The sequence below is a fragment of the Enterococcus sp. DIV0170 genome (genome assembly GCF_051710765.1).
In the GTDB taxonomy this organism is placed as follows: domain Bacteria; phylum Bacillota; class Bacilli; order Lactobacillales; family Enterococcaceae; genus Enterococcus_A; species Enterococcus_A raffinosus.
Genome location: NZ_JBIOLG010000001.1, coordinates 2,386,605 through 2,402,078 on the forward strand (window position 1 = coordinate 2,386,605; position 15,474 = coordinate 2,402,078).

Consider the following 15,474-nt stretch of genomic DNA (forward strand, 5'->3'; position numbering starts at 1 on the left):
TTGCGGCTGAGCTTTTGATTACTTCGTTAATTGATCGATGTCACCATTTCTCAAATACGGAATCCCCCGTTGAATTTTTTCATACGGCCAATCCCACCACTGAAGCTGCTGTAATTTTTGAATCGTAGATGGATCAAATCGTTGCTTCAGTTCCTTCGCCGGCACTCCGCCAACCACCGTGTACGGCGGCACATCTTTTGTGACTAAGGCACGCGCACCGATAATAGCCCCATCACCAATCCGAACCCCTGATAAAATAGTCGCTTCATAACCAATCCACACATCATTTCCAATGATGATATCCCCTTTATTGTCCCAAGCCGAAGTGACTTCCTGTTTATCCAACTGCCATTCCTCATAAAATAGAGGAAATGTATAAGTAGATAACGCCGATTGTCGATGATTCGCACTGTTGAAAATAAAGGTCGCGCCACAGGCTATCGAACAAAATTTTCCAATGATCAGCTGGTCATGATTAATGGGATAGTGATACAACACATTGTTCTCCTCAAATTGGCACGGGTCATTGCGAAAATCGTTATAGATTGTATAATCTCCAACAGAAATAGTCGGTCGCGTAATCGCTGCATTCAAATAAATCGTCTCATTATCATTGCTTCTAGGGTAAAGCTTTTTAACTGGAATAGTTTTTCACTCCTTATTAGTAATCATTTTTCTATTGGGCAACTATTCCAGTTTAAACAATGCACCTTCTCATCAAATCACTCTCCTAATCATTCTTTCTCTTAAAACCAGTATAGCACCCTTCTATTCTTAAATAAAAAAAGTACCAAGGAACATTTCCTTGGCACTAAACGACTGCTTCTTATAATTTGCTTGCTGCGTCTTCGTCAATGATGACCGTTACATCCGCATGGTTTTGTAATACACTTGCAGGTACATCCGTTGTTACTTCGCCATCAATCATGTTTTTGATTGCATCCGCTTTGTCTGCACCGAAAGCCATCAATAAGATCTTTTTACTTTGCATAATTGAACCGATCCCCATTGATAAGGCATGCGTTGGTACGTCTTCAACTTTATCAAAGTTTCGTTTGTTGGCTTCGATCGTTGATTCAGTTAATTCAACAACATGAGTCGTTACGTCAAATGGTGTTCCAGGTTCGTTGAATCCGATGTGAGCATTGCGTCCGATACCTAGTACTTGCAAATCGATTGGATGATCAGCGATTACACCGTCATAACGTTTGCATTCAGCTTCTAAATCTTCTGCCTTCCCATTTGGTACAAATGTTTCTTTAAATGGTTTTTTGTTGAATAGTTGATCATTCATGAAGTAACGATAGCTTTGTACATCGTCGCCTGCTAATCCAACATATTCATCTAAGTTTACAGAAGTCATTTCTGAAAAATCTAAATCACTAGAAGTCATTTCTTTATATAAAGTTTCAGGGGTACTACCAGTTGCTAGTCCTAATACTTTTACGCCGTTTTCCATTCCATCTTTGATGATTTCAAATGCTTTTTTTCCGCCTTCGTTGGCATCTTTCACGCGAATTACTTTCATGGGTAAACGCTCCTTTATCAATTTGGTATACACCAATTTTAACACCCTTTTATCAAATTTGCAACAACAAAGTCTAGACCAAAATATGAATTTTTTCTTACGAAGTCTCATCAAAAAAAGCTGAAGAAGCTTCAATCACTCCTTCAGCTCACTCAGTTATTTTCCTGACAAGAACAACCCAATTTGGGCGATCACAGCACTTCCTAAGTAAGTCCCGATAAAAACAAAGACAGCGACAATCGCAACTTTCCAAGAGGTCTTTCGCAGATCCATCAAACTATCTGCCACTGATAATCCAGCGAAAGCTAAAATCGGTGTCGTAATGGACAAGAAATCAACCCCAGCAATTGCTTGGACAAAGAAATCAGACAACAAGCAGAAAAACAATGATGTTAGAGATACCCAGCCCAAGATTGGAAAATCAGCTAAAACCTTAATATTTGTTTTCTTTACTAACGTTGAGATGAAGACACCAATCATTGAAAACGCCCATAAGACTACTAACCCTTGAATGGTATTGAAAGTAATCGGTGTAGACTCTGGATTTTTTATTAACTTGATCCCTTGGGTAAATAAGATCAGTGAAATACTCAATAATAAGACCAGTGAAATTTTGATATACTCGTTAGACTGTTTCTTTTCCACGACGTGCTCCTCCTGTCATTAGGTTATACATGAAACGTTGCAATGGCACCGCAATGAAGACCATCGTGTATGTGCCCAGGAAGCTGGTCAGCAATTGACTTGCCGCTGCATAAGCAGCAATGGTCGTTTCATTTTCAGGCATTAATGCGATCAGTGAAGAAGAGGCTGCGGTCATCATACTTGCAGAACCTACTCCTGAGCTCATCGCCAACGCGCGGTAATCAAAGCCTAATCCAGCCATAATCGGTGCAAAGATACTAAAGAAGATCGATCCGAATAAAGTCCCGATCAGATAGAGAGACAGCACCCCGCGACCTTCTGCCGAATCCAATGTATATTTTTCTGAAATATACGCCAATTCGCCTTCACGTCCTAAACCTAAAGTCGCTCCGATTGCTTCACGACGTAATCCAAGCATCAATGCGATGGGCAACCCGATAAGTACCGTTCCGACATTCCCCAACTCCTGAAATAGAAAAACCCAGCCCACTGTTAAAATTTCTTTCAACCTTGGTGCCACATCGGCGCCATAGCGAGCCATTAGCGGCAGCATGATGTATAATAAATACTTTGCAGAAAATTGAATATTGCTCTTTGAATAAATCTTTGCGATAAGACCTTTACGTATCATTGGTAAGCCAAACAACATCGCTAGTAAAACAGAAAATACTAACGGCAACACGGTGATCGTAGTAATTCCTAACGAGATGAACTGCATCCCAATCATTTCCGCAACCGTTACAACAACAACCACAAAACCAATTAACCAAACCAACTGCTTTTTCATACATTCCCTCCAATTGAATCAATCAATTCCTTATATTCCTTAAATGAACGGCGATACAATTTCGACTCGTCCAAATGACCGGACATTTCTGATAAAACTTCTGCTAAAAATTCAGGAAACGTTTCTAACACAAATGCTGGATCAATCATTTTGAAATCATCTCCATGAATCGTTCCTTCAAATCCTCCGTAGCTGATTTGGATACAAGGCATCATAAACGCCAAATCACCAATATCACCCGCTGCTGCGATTCCTCCACGGTCATCAATGATATCTGGAATCTTATCGAACTTCGCGAATGCTCGCTCCACAAAACTATTCAAATATCGATCCTGGACAAACGGCAGATAGCCCATCTCTGTTTCGATAGTTACGTCTCCCTCTAGCGCATAAGCACTTCCTTGAGCCGCGCGATCTAGTTTGCGAGCAACCTCTGGCATATATTCCAATGTTTTGCAGCGTAAATCCGTTCCGACCGTGATATGATTTGGAATCACATTTGTGGACATGTCACTGTCCATTACGATTGGATTAACACGGATGGATTCTGTATCTTTAAACTGCTGACGACTCAATCCAATCGCGGTATTGAACAAGGTCGAGATGCTATACGCATTGATTCCTGAAAATGGATCAAAGCCCGCATGAACTGCCTTGCCCGAAAAATGATATCTCTTATACAAGAAGCCCGCCAGATCACAATTGACTTCAATAGTAGGACGTTCGAATACTTCCCCAATCGCATGAACACAAACACCAAAGTCCACATCATCAAAGATCCCTAAGGACATCGCTTCTGGTTTCCCACCTAAAAATTGAATTTTTCCAGCCGCGCGTAGTTCTTTTCGATAATCAAGATCTAAATATTCCTCCGCAGGAACAAAAATAAAGCACAAATTAAAATCAAGTTCTTCATAGTTCTGGGTCTTTACATAATGATCATACAAGGATAAAGCAATCGCGACTTGGGTAAAGTGCCCACAGTTATGAGCAGCTCCCGTTTCTGGATCCGCTTGAAAATGTGTCGGCGCATAAACAGCATCCAGCTCTGCGATGAAGGCCATCGTCTTCTTCTTATCTGTAGATAAAAAAGTTTTGATCCCAGTTTCAGAAAATTTAGAAAATTCAATCTGTGGATTGATCCGTTTCAATTCATTAATGACCTTCTCCGAGGTGCGATATTCCTTGTAGCCTAATTCTGGATGTAAAAATAAATCGTCAGTGAACGCCTTCAACTCATGATAGTAATCAGCAAACGTCGTCATTTAACTCCTCCTTATTTTTGAAAAAAAGAATCGATAGATGAAAAGAAATTTCATATTTGAAAGCATTCAAATCCTCTATTTTTCTTAATTTATCCGAAAAAAATCGTGCAAAATTCTCTATTCCTCATTTTATATGTGAAATCGAATTTCCCGACTTTTTCTATAATATCGTTTTAACAAGAAAGAATCAAGCGGTTTTTGTTTAAAACACGAACTATTTTCGCATATAACTCAAAAAATGTTTCTAAATAATGTTTTCTCTTTTTAATTTAAGGATACATGACAAAGAATAGTCTTTCACTTTTTTCTCTATGTTTGTTCATAATTAATAAAAGCCGAAACGTTTATTATATTTTTTGAAATAAAATTTCGTCATTAAGTAAAGTCTATTTTCTAACTCTATTATTTTTTCACAAAAAAATCCCAACACAAATTTTTATTTTGTGCTGGGAAATAGATTTTTATTTTTGATATTTTGCGGCGATTTCCGCAATCAACTCATCATCCTGCAAATCTGTCACTTGCTGGATCACTTCCGCAACAGATTTCTCTTTTAGGTAGCCTTGCAGTTCAACACTTTGTTCATCGTTGGGATCATCATAATTTAGAATCATCACTACAACATCCACCAAATTGGTGTAAGCCAACCCCCGTTCCTTTAATTCGCGAATTGGACGAATAAAGCGTTCATCGAAGCCTAACTTGCGAATAGGTGTCCGTGCGACACGACTAATGCTATCAGAAATATACTTGTTTTCAAAACGACTAACGATTTTATCTATATAAGCTGAATGTTTTTCTTGATCGAATTGCCACTTATCAATCAATAGACTCCCCGTTTCCCCAAGAACCGCACGGAGCTTTTCTAGTACCCGTTGATCCGCAATCGCTTCATCAATCGTTTTGTAGCCTTCATAGGCACCTGTATAAGCAACTGTCGCGTGGCCTGTATTAACAGAAAACAATTTCCGTTCAATATACGGTTCTAAATCTTCTACATATTCCACACCTTCAAGATGCAGCTTTTTATTTTTACTTTGTGTAGCGTCAATCACCCATTCGCTAAATGGTTCAACAGATACAAACAAAGGATCTTCATGATGTTGGATCGGCACAATGCGATCAACTGCTGCATTAGGAAAACCAATGTATGTTTCTACATATTCCTTGTCTTCATCAGATAGAAAAGCTTGGACTTTTTCCAATAAGAATTGACTGCCGCCAATCATATTTTCGCATGCCACCACATCTAATGGTGCCTTATTTCCTTCGCTGCGGCGTTTTTGAATTCCTTTAGCGATTAATTCCGCAATAAAAGGTAAGATATTAGGGCCAATCGCCGTTGTCACAATGTCCGCTTTACTTACTGAATCAATCACGGCTTCTGGGTTCGTTTGATTGTTTAGCCCATCCACATTTGAAACGTGGATTTCTTTTTGACTTTCATCCGCTAATTGGATCGTATATTCGTTTCGTTCATTCAAAGCATTGATGATTGTTTCATTAATATCAACAAAATCAATGGAAAACCCATTTTTTGCCAATATTTCTCCAATAAATCCACGACCAATATTTCCTGCGCCAAAATGTGTTGCTTGCATCCTATTCTACCTCCTGAAGATAGCTGATAACTTCTTCTTTTGTTTTCGCATCTGCTAATTTCACGACATTTTCTACATCTGAACAGAAAATCGCGATCTTCTGTAAGATATCCAAATGTTCATTTTCAATCCCAGCGATGCCAAACAGGACCATCGCTACATCTTCCGTATCATCTTTTCCAAAATGTACACCTGTGGGAACCTGAATGACTGAAATACCGCTCTTTTTGACGAAGCGCTTCGCTTCATCGGTTCCATGTGGAATCGCGATAAAGTTTCCCATATAGACAGAAACCAATTCATTTCTTTCAATCATCGCATCCACATAGCCTTCTTCTACACAACCTGCATCGACCAGAAGCTGCCCGCTGGCGCGAATTGCCTCTTCCTTGTTTGCATATTCTTGATCTAATAAAATCATTTCTGGCTGTAATTCCATTTTCAATTCCCTCCGATTTTTAGTATCGTTAGTTTTCCCGAATCTCTTTAACAAACAAAGAGCTTAACAATTGATAAATAATCTCTTTGTTGCCAAATTTGTAGATTTCAGTATTCAGATCACTTTCGATCACTGAGCTGCTGATTTTTCCTAGTAAGCTTTGTTGGCTTTCCGGCATTGGATCAGGTGCTAATAACAGCAAGACCCGTGTTAGTTCAATACTCTTTTTGTCCATTCCTTGAATCAAGAATTTCTGATCCAAGTCATAGATTGTAAACAACGGTTCCTTGACATGAGCATCCGCACAATGGAACAACGCAAAGTTCGTATTCGGAACACCAATAGGTGCCACTAAATAGCGCTTAATTACTTTATCCGTAACTATCTGAGCATCTGAAACGATCGTGCCTTGCAGCTGCTGGATGATTTCCTCCAACGTAAGTTCAATCGTTTCTTGTGCATGGATTGGCTTCACATCAAAATTCTGCAACAGATTATTGGCGATTCGCATCGTTTCATAAATCTCATCAAAAGCTTCGCTTGGCTCTTGTTCCGGTTCATCGATTATTTCACTGACCTTGTCAGGATGCAGTGTTTGAATATATTCCTTGATTTCTTTAATCTCATCATCTAATAAAAGAGGTGAAATCACCTTGTAGGGCAAATTAAAGCCCGGTAAAAATACCGTTGCCAGAATCAAGTCATAACTTTTATAGTCTAATTGATTCATTTCAGAAATCTTTGCAACCTGTACTTTCTCGATTTCATTCAGATACTTATGGATGCGACTCTCTAAAATACGTGCCGTACCAATACCGCTAGAACATAAGACTAATGCGGATAAGGCCCGCCCGTTTGGATGCCGTTCCAAAGATGTCGCAAAATGAATCACCACATACCCCAGCTCATCAGCAGTAAATTGATGATCCGGAAAAACAACCGCCAATTCTTTGATGATCGCTGTCGTCAACGCTTGGTACTTATCGCGAATTTTCTGTAGTAACGGGTTATTCGCTCCTTGAATAACCGTTAGATTCCGCTTCAAAGCCGCAGACATATGAGCAGATAGATCATTAAAAAGCTGCTCATCCTTGCGAAAATCAATCTCAGTTGCTTCAGAGACTAAACGAATCAATTCTTTGATTTTATAGGAAAGCTCGACATCAAAACTATCAATAAAAATATTTTGCGGCTTCTTATAATTCACACCCTCCAGCTGGAAAGCAAAGAAGCGAACCTCCTGGGGCGGAATCGATTTTTTGATTGTTGTGGCGACTTTAATCATGATCTGACTCGCAATCTGCATGCTTTCTGGTTTGGCTTTATTCTCCTGCTCGACTTCGACAAATTGATCTTGAACCATTCGATCAATAGAGAGTGCTAACAAAATCAAGACTCGCTGCAATTGATTGTCCGTCACCTGTTCAAAAGCTTGTTGAGAGACCTGCTCGAAGATGGTTCGTGATAGTAGCAAGCTCGACTGACTTAGTAAATTCAAGAAAAAATTGTCCGTCGTCTTTTTTTCTTCATCTAAAGAATCAATGAAGTGGAAAAAATCAAACTCGCTAACACCGTTATAAATCAAATTGCTCAATAACTGGCGACGCTGTTTTTCCCGCCCAACGATCCGAATTCCTCGCCCCTTTAACCGTTGCAGCTCTAACCGATAATCGGTCAAACTGGTTTCGATTGCTGCTAAATCAGAAGTAATCGTGGCCGGACTTACTTTAAAATCAATCGCCAGTCCTTCAATCGTGGTTTCTTCCTCCATCAATAGCAACGAACAAACAATCGCACTCTGACGTTGCACATTATCGGTAAACAGTTCCGCCTGTTTCTCTTCCAACTGCTGTTGCAGGCGCTCCAAATTTACTGTCTCCCCAACGATGCGATAGCCTTCGCCTCGTGGCTTGATGATCTGAATATCCTGTGATTTGATGGTTTTCTCAATGCTTGAGATCTCACGGTAAACCGTTCGCTTGCTGACCTGTAAAATGTCTTGCAATTCCTCCGGTGTAATGCCGTTAGGATAATCTAATAAAAGGGAAAGTATCTTTTTTTCGCGAATCGAAAAATACACAATATCTCCTCCAATAATTTCAAAAGGGTAAAAGCAGTGAGAATCCCCACTGCTTTAAGAGTAATACGATTCTAGATAAAAGACTACTTATTTCCTTAAGTTTTGAATGACTTTATCGTATTTTTCCGAAGCGACCAAATCTGACAACGGTACATGAGTAGCGCTTGGCGCTTGTTGCTCAGCTTTGATTGTTTCATCATTATTAGTAATGATTAAAGCGTTTGTTTCATCTTTTAGTGAGCTTATCGGTTCAACCGCTACCGGATACGCTAATTGATTGTCCTTCAATAATTTTTTCAGGATCGTCGCTCCCATATTTGCTGAGCCCTTCACTTGATCATAACCAAAGATAATGTGATCGACTTTCGAGTAGTCTGCTAATCCTTCTACCACATCATCTGTCAGCGGCTTTTTTTCATTGTCACCTGCAGCTGGTTCAGTAGACAGGCGTTCAACGATTTCATCATAACGCGGAGAGTTCATGAAATTCTCCACTTGAACGAAGGTTGCACTTGGTGCCTTTTGTGAAGCCCGTTCATGCAATTCTTCTTGAGTGACAATCAAGGCATTTGGATCATCTGTTAAGTTATTAATTGCTGAGTTTGAAACTGGCAATCCTAGACCCGCTTTCTTCACTTTATCGCGCAATACCGAAGCCCCCATTGCGCTTGAGCCCATCCCCGCATCACAAGCAAAGATGATCTTGTTGATATTACCAAACATTTCTTGGTTGTCAGCTTTCACTGAACTTTGACCTTTTGATTGTGCTTTTGCATCTGCAACTGCTGCTTGAGTTGCTGCCAAATCATCTTCTTCGTTGTGATCCGACTTGATAATAATCATAGCGACTAAGAATGAAACAGCACACCCTACAACGATCCCAGCTAGATTAGCAAAAATCGCATCTGGCGGTGTCATGGCCATTACAGCAATGATTGATCCTGGAGAAGCAGCAGCACGCAGCCCTGCACCTAACAATTGGAAAGTAAAGGTTCCGGCAACCCCGCCAGCCATAACAGCTAGGAATAAAAGGGGTTTCATCATGACATATGGGAAGTAGATTTCGTGAATCCCACCTAAGAACTGGATAATAATTGCTCCTGGAGCAGAAGATTTCGCTGCACCTTTACCAAATAATGTAAAGGCTAATAAGATCCCTAAACCTGGTCCAGGGTTAGCTTCTAATAAGAATAGAACAGATTTTCCAGCTTCTGCTGCCTGCTCGATCCCAAGTGGCGTTAAAATACCATGGTTGATTGCATTGTTCAGGAATAAAATCTTCGCTGGTTCAATAAAGATGTTTGCTAGTGGTAACAAATGCATATTAATAATTGATTCAACACCGGCTGCCATCAAATTGGTTAACGAGCCAACAACTGGCCCAATCGCATAATACCCGATAATTGCCAAAGCAAATCCAATCAAACCAGAAGAAAAGTTATTCACTAACATTTCAAATCCAGCTTTGATCTTTTCTTGGAAAGCGTCATCAAATTTCTTGATGCACCAGCCGCCTAGAGGGCCCATCATCATTGCACCGATAAACATTGGCACATCTGATCCTACGATAACCCCCATCGCTGCGATCGCCCCTACTACCGCACCACGTTGTCCATGTACCATGCTGCCGCCTGTATAAGCGATTAATAATGGCAATAAGAATTTCAGCATTGGATCAACTAGTGACGCTAGCTGCTCATTTGGAATATATCCATCTGGAATAAATAAGGCAGTGATAACACCCCAGGCAATAAAGCCGCCAATATTGGGCATAACCATTCCCGACAAGTGACTCCCGAGACGCTGGACTTTTGCCTTTAGTCCACCTTTTTGTCCAGTAGCTTGCATTTCCATTTTCTTTTCCTCCTTAAGAAATAAGATAAAATGATTTCGTTTACATATTTATCATATCCTCTGAGGTATCCGCTTTCAATCAAATCTAGATAGAGCTTTGGCACAGAAGTTTGTGACAAAATTAAAGTTTTTGTCATTAAATACAAAAAGGACAAGCCCTCAGACTTGTCCTTTTATTACTATCGTTTAAATATATTTGAAACACCACGTTTCAGTACATCAAAGAAACTTAACGAGCGAACCATATGACTCGGATCAACATATTTGCGAACCGCACGCAAGACTTCTTTTGGCTGCTTAGAAGAAAATGAATAGGTGCCATTTTTTTTCGTTTGGATCGCGTAACGCGGAATCTTTTTCCCTTTGAACATTACTGAAGCAATCACATAATCTACTTCTTCCCATGGAATTTGAATAAAATTACTTGCATCACGTTCATTATAAAATTCAAATCCTTTGTCACCGATCATAATTTTCCCATAATCCGTCAAGCCTTGATAAGAAGTCGCCTTCACAACTAAATCGACCTTTGTATTAAGTGATTGAACCATGTATAAATCCCCTATCTAAATTTTTCAAAATGTATTGATAAATCTAATCCCAAATTATTTTTCTATAATGTGTTTAGTAAAGTTCTTACAACCATCTTAGTTTAATGCGACAATACTTTATCTGATTAAACAAAATCCTAATCTGCCATATTATCCAAACATTGTCTAAACACAAACAAATAGCAAATTTTCTTTATATCATCTATATTATATCAAAACAAAAGGATAAACGAGGTTCTTAAAGAAATATTTAGTCAATCATTTCTTTAAGAACACTTTCAGAAATCAGGCAAATCTCAGGATTTTCTGTACTTCTACTTGCTATACAAACGCTACAATTTTCCAAATCAATAAATTCCAAAAATACTTCTAGGTTATTCTTATCATATATTTGTCCGTTATCAACTGTTATATCTGTTCTTGGATATGAGTACCAATCCTCATTCCAAAATTTACTAATTGCTTCTTTAGCAGTCCAAATGATACTCTCATTTATAGATCTATTTTCAACAAGTTTTTTTTCGTCTTTTGTAAAAGTATTGTTTACTATTGACTCGTCAATGAACTCGTTAAACTCACAATCTATCGCAACTTCATTATCTGATATTACTATAGTTATGATATTTTTAGAATGAGAAATTGAAAAATACTCGGTACTACTTTTAAAATAAGGTTTTCCGTGTCTACCAACCTCAAATTCTGGAATAATCTTCCCATATGCTATGCATAATAGTACATAAGCTACAGCAGAATTATACCTATCTTCTTTTCTATAAAACTCGTTTGAATACTTATAACGCTTTGGTGCATGACTTCGGACAAAGTCCATAACTTCACCATACAGTATCTCTTTTATTGGATAAATTACCACTTTTTTCATTTGGTCTTACCTTACCTTAGTAGTGACTAAATGAAGAATCTCCCTAATCTTGTCACAAGTTTCAGATTCGACAAACAAATAATCATGCTTTGAAAAGACATCTACAATATCACAGTTACTAAATAATTTTCTAATTTGCCAATTACTTAGTGGTTTGTCTTCGACCATACTTCGAACAAACACTGTCTGTACAGTAGCTTTCTTTGGCTGATAATTGATTAAATCTTGAAAAATGAAATGGTTATTTCTAATCAATCTTTCAGTAGTAATATTTTTCTGAGTCATACCTTCAAATATATGAGTTTCTTCAAAATATTTTCTAAAATACCCACTTTTCTCCTTAACCTTAGCCACCTCAATGTCACTTTTATCTAAATAAAACGGAGAATCCAAAATTACTAGCTCATCAACCTTTTTTAAATTGATACCATTCGTAAACTGATGATACATTTCACTGGCTACAACTCCTCCATAGCTCCATCCCATCAATTTTATTGATTTATGTTTTTTTTCTGGAGCAAAATTTTCTATTAAGTCTATATAATATGAAGATATATTCTCAATTCCATTTATTCTTTCACCTGACGTTAGGAGATTGTATGGTTCAATTACATATATAGGAAAATTAGTTTTTTCAATTTTTTCAAATAGTGGTCGATACACATCACTTCCAGTATTTCCAGAGTGAATGACAAATAATGCCGGATTATTCCCCATTTCTTTTGTTCTTTCAGCAAAAGTATAAATCGGCTGAAATTCTCGATCTGTTACTAACATTTTTGCCATATCACATAATTTGCTTTGAAGATATAACTCTACAAAATTTACTCTCTTATTTAATTCTTGAAAAATTTTTACCCCAAGTTCCATAATTTGAAGTGATGTAGCACCTAATTTTTTGAAGTCGGTGTCAAATCTGATTACTTTTTCATCAATGTTTAGTAATTGTGCCCACGCTCTTTTTAAGTATTCCTCAGCAACCTTTTGTTCTTCGCCTATAATTCTTTTATCAACTATATTCGGCTGATTGAATAGATTCCTGAACAATTGTTTTTCATCTGTTTTTCCATTCCCACTCAATGGGAATGATTCAATTTGTATTATTCTTGTAGGTAGCATCACCAACGGTAATTTCTTACTAAGTCTTTCAATAATCTCATTTTCCCGTTCAACATAATTGCTAATGAACCAGCAATAAATATTATTATCCTTCACAGTAACATGAGTTTGCTTGATTCCTTTTACACTTTCTTGAATGGCTTCCTCAATCTCAATTAAGTCAATTCTCACACCATTTATTTTATATTGGCTATCTTTTCTACCTAAAAAATCAATATCTCCATTTGATAGAATCCGTGCAAAATCCCCCGTTTTATAGCCTCTGATTTTTTTTCCATCTAAAGTAGTTACTGTAACAAATGTTTGGTTTGTCGCATTCATATTTTGATAATATCCAAGAGCAACTTGAGGTCCATAAATGAATAGTTCTCCAGTATTTTCTGGAGAAAGAACCTGATTCTGTTCTCCTAAAACTAAAGCCCCCATATTTAAAACTGGTTTTCCAATAGTAATTTTCCTATCTAAAGCCTTTATTTCTGAAATAGTTGCAGCACCACATTCAGTATTACCATATACATTATATACCTTATACGTTATTCCTTTTAACTCTGTATTTGGAAATCTTTGTCCTGATAGTGTCAATATTCTCAAGTTTGTATTCTTCATCATATTTATTATGCGCTCTCCAATTACTGCTGTAGTATTCATAAAAGTAATTCTATTTTTTTGAATGAATTCCTCTAGTAATCCAAGATCATGTCTTACTTCTTCACTTGCAATATAGAGTGTCGCACCAGCATAAAGAGTTGAAAAAAGTTCAATATAACTAATAGCAAAAGAATAAGGCGTATAAGCAGCTACATTGTCCTCAGGAGTAATTTGGAATTCATTTTTTTCCCAAATAACCGTATTCATCACATTTTCTTTTGGAATTTCTACTGCTTTTGGTTCACTAGTCGTCCCAGAAGTAAAATAGATTGCCCAAGCTCTAGATTGGTTGCAATTAGATTTATCAATTCTCTCAAACTGATAATTTCCAGAATCACTTAATGAAATTATTCCATATGCATCAGCAATATTAATCATTTGATTGAGTCGTTTAGATGGCTGAGAAATATCCTGTGGAATGAACGTAATACCTAACTTAGTTAATGCCAAAACCATTATTGGGAAATATATATTTCTTGGAAGTTGAAGGACAACACACTGATTATAAATTGAAAATCTATCAATTACTTTAATAGCTTCTTCTACTTTGTTTTTTAATTCTAAATAAGTTATCTCTTGAGTCTCGTCTACTAAAGCAATATGATCAGGTAAAATATTTGAGTATTCAAATATCTGATCTAAAAAGTCACTTTCTTTATTCATAAACATTCTCTCCTCAAAACTACAAAAAATGATTTTTTACTTAATACGAAACAAATTCATATGTCTTTGCAATTACTTTTGTTAATTCTTGATCATCAAATTTACTTTCATCTTGATAATTTAGTATTGCATCAAGAATCCTTGGATTATTAATATTAAATTCATTTTTTGCAAAATAGTAATTTATCTCTGAAATTAAGTTTCTCGAATCAAAGTCCAGATTCAAAGCCCGTGCTACTATTTCTTTTTGATTATTAAATACCGAGTTAGAAGCTGTTGTTAGCGCAGCTGCGATGAAAGCTTCATCAGGATCAATCGACTCCTCCAATGCAAAATTATACGCAGTCCTTGATAAACAAAATATTCTTTTAAACTCTGTTTTAATCTCATCTAAAAAATATTTTTTTCTTATATTTGAATCAATTTCAAAATCGTTTGCATTGGTAAAGTCACTTCTTTTCCATTCTGGAAATTGTTTATTTTGTAGATAATACCCATAACTCCTTTTTAGAAATGGATGTACAACATATAAGTCAGAATTCCATAACCATTCCAGAAAATAAATACATCCCTTATTTAAGGATTCATCTAAAGCCTTAATTAAACCAGTTAAATATGGCGGATCTCCATTGCGATCCCAATGTATTTTATCGGCAATAAAAACAATTTTTACTAGATCTGTCGCCTGATCAATACACGTAGTATGAAAAAGAATTGCATCTAATATATCTAAATCATGGATACCAAACAAATTTCTCGCAAAAAATTCACCTTGTTTAGCATGAACTAGCATAGGAATTTCTAATTCTTCTCTAAATAGCGGTATTTTGCATAATTCTGCTACTTCCACTCTATCAAAATCTGGAATCGCTCCACCTAGATCATGGAGGCTGCCTGCAATAAAGGCAGCCTCAGGATCTACATTAAATCTTTTTGCTAGTTCATATGCGACTTTTCCAACACCAATTGCATGTAAAAAATTTTCAGTAACTGGTGTTAAGAATCCTCTTTCTCGCATAATTATTCCAACTCCTCTGTTAATATTCCATATTTTTCATACCGAACTTCCTTATCAATTTGATTGTTTCTATCTACTAAAACCACATATGGCTTAGTATTTTTCGCTTTTTCTATTTCCTGCTGACAATAGCTCATAATAATAATCTTATCGCCAACTGAAACACATCTAGCTGCGGCCCCATTTAAACAAATAGTTCCAGAATTCCTTGGGCCTGCTATTACATAGGTTTCAAATCTTTCGCCATTATCAATGTCAGCGATCTGTACCTTTTCATATTCGAGTATATGACTAGCTTCCATTAGTGCCTCGTCAATAGTAATACTACCTACATAATTTAATTCTGCTTGTGTTACCGTGGCTCTATGAATCTTTCCTTTTAACATTTCGACTAAC

At 37.1% G+C, this 15,474-nt stretch carries 14 protein-coding genes; all 14 read right to left on the minus strand.

The genetic code is table 11. The features are described from left to right. Nucleotides 1–18: 18 nt before the first annotated feature. The 14 genes from IGI50_RS11570 to panD all read right to left on the minus strand — a co-directional run bounded on the left by IGI50_RS11570 (nt 19) and on the right by panD (nt 15,464). Nucleotides 19–594 carry a CatB-related O-acetyltransferase gene (locus IGI50_RS11570; RefSeq protein ID WP_438777014.1) on the minus strand — a complete coding sequence of 192 codons (576 nt, stop codon included), beginning with the start codon at nt 592–594 and terminating at the stop codon, nt 19–21. A gap of 232 nt (nt 595–826) precedes the next feature. Continuing rightward, nucleotides 827–1,528, minus strand: a complete 702-nt coding sequence (gene nagB / locus IGI50_RS11575) for a glucosamine-6-phosphate deaminase (RefSeq protein ID WP_010745725.1) — start codon at nt 1,526–1,528, stop codon at nt 827–829. Between the two features lie 156 nt (nt 1,529–1,684). Beyond that, nucleotides 1,685–2,173, minus strand: a complete 489-nt coding sequence (locus tag IGI50_RS11580; RefSeq protein ID WP_010745724.1) for a hypothetical protein — start codon at nt 2,171–2,173, stop codon at nt 1,685–1,687. Then, nucleotides 2,154–2,960, minus strand: a complete 807-nt coding sequence (locus IGI50_RS11585) for a DUF3100 domain-containing protein (protein ID WP_438777015.1) — start codon at nt 2,958–2,960, stop codon at nt 2,154–2,156. Before IGI50_RS11585 ends, IGI50_RS11580 begins: the two co-directional genes overlap by 20 nt. Then, nucleotides 2,957–4,225, minus strand: coding sequence for a M20/M25/M40 family metallo-hydrolase (locus IGI50_RS11590; protein ID WP_438777016.1), 1,269 nt, complete (start codon nt 4,223–4,225; stop codon nt 2,957–2,959). The genes IGI50_RS11585 and IGI50_RS11590 overlap by 4 nt, the downstream gene beginning before the upstream one ends. 461 nt (nt 4,226–4,686) lie before the next feature. Further along, on the minus strand, nt 4,687–5,826 hold the full coding sequence (locus IGI50_RS11595; protein WP_438777017.1) for a mannitol-1-phosphate 5-dehydrogenase: 1,140 nt from the start codon (nt 5,824–5,826) through the stop codon (nt 4,687–4,689). 1 nt (nt 5,827) lies between these two features. Next, entirely contained in the window at nt 5,828–6,265 is a 438-nt protein-coding gene (locus IGI50_RS11600) for a PTS sugar transporter subunit IIA (protein ID WP_028020713.1), read from the minus strand. A 28-nt stretch (nt 6,266–6,293) separates the two neighbouring features. After that, on the minus strand, nt 6,294–8,345 hold the full coding sequence (locus tag IGI50_RS11605; protein ID WP_438777018.1) for a BglG family transcription antiterminator: 2,052 nt from the start codon (nt 8,343–8,345) through the stop codon (nt 6,294–6,296). A gap of 87 nt (nt 8,346–8,432) precedes the next feature. After that, nucleotides 8,433–10,199 (minus strand): PTS mannitol transporter subunit IICBA, encoded by a 1,767-nt coding sequence (locus IGI50_RS11610; protein WP_438777019.1) that lies wholly within the window; start codon nt 10,197–10,199, stop codon nt 8,433–8,435. Nucleotides 10,200–10,378: 179 nt separating this feature from the next. Beyond that, nucleotides 10,379–10,750: a DUF956 family protein gene (locus IGI50_RS11615; protein ID WP_438777020.1), complete on the minus strand. Its 372-nt coding sequence runs from the start codon at nt 10,748–10,750 to the stop codon at nt 10,379–10,381. A 250-nt stretch (nt 10,751–11,000) separates the two neighbouring features. Continuing rightward, on the minus strand, nt 11,001–11,630 hold the full coding sequence (locus tag IGI50_RS11620) for a 4'-phosphopantetheinyl transferase family protein (protein WP_438777021.1): 630 nt from the start codon (nt 11,628–11,630) through the stop codon (nt 11,001–11,003). A gap of 6 nt (nt 11,631–11,636) precedes the next feature. Beyond that, on the minus strand, nt 11,637–14,060 hold the full coding sequence (locus tag IGI50_RS11625) for a non-ribosomal peptide synthetase (RefSeq protein ID WP_438777022.1): 2,424 nt from the start codon (nt 14,058–14,060) through the stop codon (nt 11,637–11,639). A gap of 40 nt (nt 14,061–14,100) precedes the next feature. Continuing rightward, on the minus strand, nt 14,101–15,078 hold the full coding sequence (yqeK, locus tag IGI50_RS11630; protein ID WP_438777023.1) for a bis(5'-nucleosyl)-tetraphosphatase (symmetrical) YqeK: 978 nt from the start codon (nt 15,076–15,078) through the stop codon (nt 14,101–14,103). 2 nt (nt 15,079–15,080) lie between these two features. Next, nucleotides 15,081–15,464 (minus strand): aspartate 1-decarboxylase, encoded by a 384-nt coding sequence (gene panD / locus IGI50_RS11635; RefSeq protein WP_438777592.1) that lies wholly within the window; start codon nt 15,462–15,464, stop codon nt 15,081–15,083. Nucleotides 15,465–15,474: the final 10 nt, after the last annotated feature.

Bases quoted from the DNA above. Each gene is read 5' to 3' on its own strand.
- panD (WP_438777592.1), bottom strand. From the start codon at position 15,464: ATGTTAAAAGGAAAGATTCATAGAGCCACGGTAACACAAGCAGAATTA.
- nagB (WP_010745725.1), bottom strand. From the start codon at position 1,528: ATGAAAGTAATTCGCGTGAAAGATGCCAACGAAGGCGGAAAAAAAGCA.
- IGI50_RS11615 (WP_438777020.1), bottom strand. From the start codon at position 10,750: ATGGTTCAATCACTTAATACAAAGGTCGATTTAGTTGTGAAGGCGACT.
- yqeK (WP_438777023.1), bottom strand. From the start codon at position 15,078: ATGCGAGAAAGAGGATTCTTAACACCAGTTACTGAAAATTTTTTACAT.
- IGI50_RS11590 (WP_438777016.1), bottom strand. From the start codon at position 4,225: ATGACGACGTTTGCTGATTACTATCATGAGTTGAAGGCGTTCACTGAC.
- IGI50_RS11610 (WP_438777019.1), bottom strand. From the start codon at position 10,199: ATGGAAATGCAAGCTACTGGACAAAAAGGTGGACTAAAGGCAAAAGTC.
- IGI50_RS11600 (WP_028020713.1), bottom strand. From the start codon at position 6,265: ATGGAATTACAGCCAGAAATGATTTTATTAGATCAAGAATATGCAAAC.
- IGI50_RS11620 (WP_438777021.1), bottom strand. From the start codon at position 11,630: ATGAAAAAAGTGGTAATTTATCCAATAAAAGAGATACTGTATGGTGAA.
- IGI50_RS11595 (WP_438777017.1), bottom strand. From the start codon at position 5,826: ATGCAAGCAACACATTTTGGCGCAGGAAATATTGGTCGTGGATTTATT.
- IGI50_RS11625 (WP_438777022.1), bottom strand. From the start codon at position 14,060: ATGAATAAAGAAAGTGACTTTTTAGATCAGATATTTGAATACTCAAAT.
- IGI50_RS11585 (WP_438777015.1), bottom strand. From the start codon at position 2,960: ATGAAAAAGCAGTTGGTTTGGTTAATTGGTTTTGTGGTTGTTGTTGTA.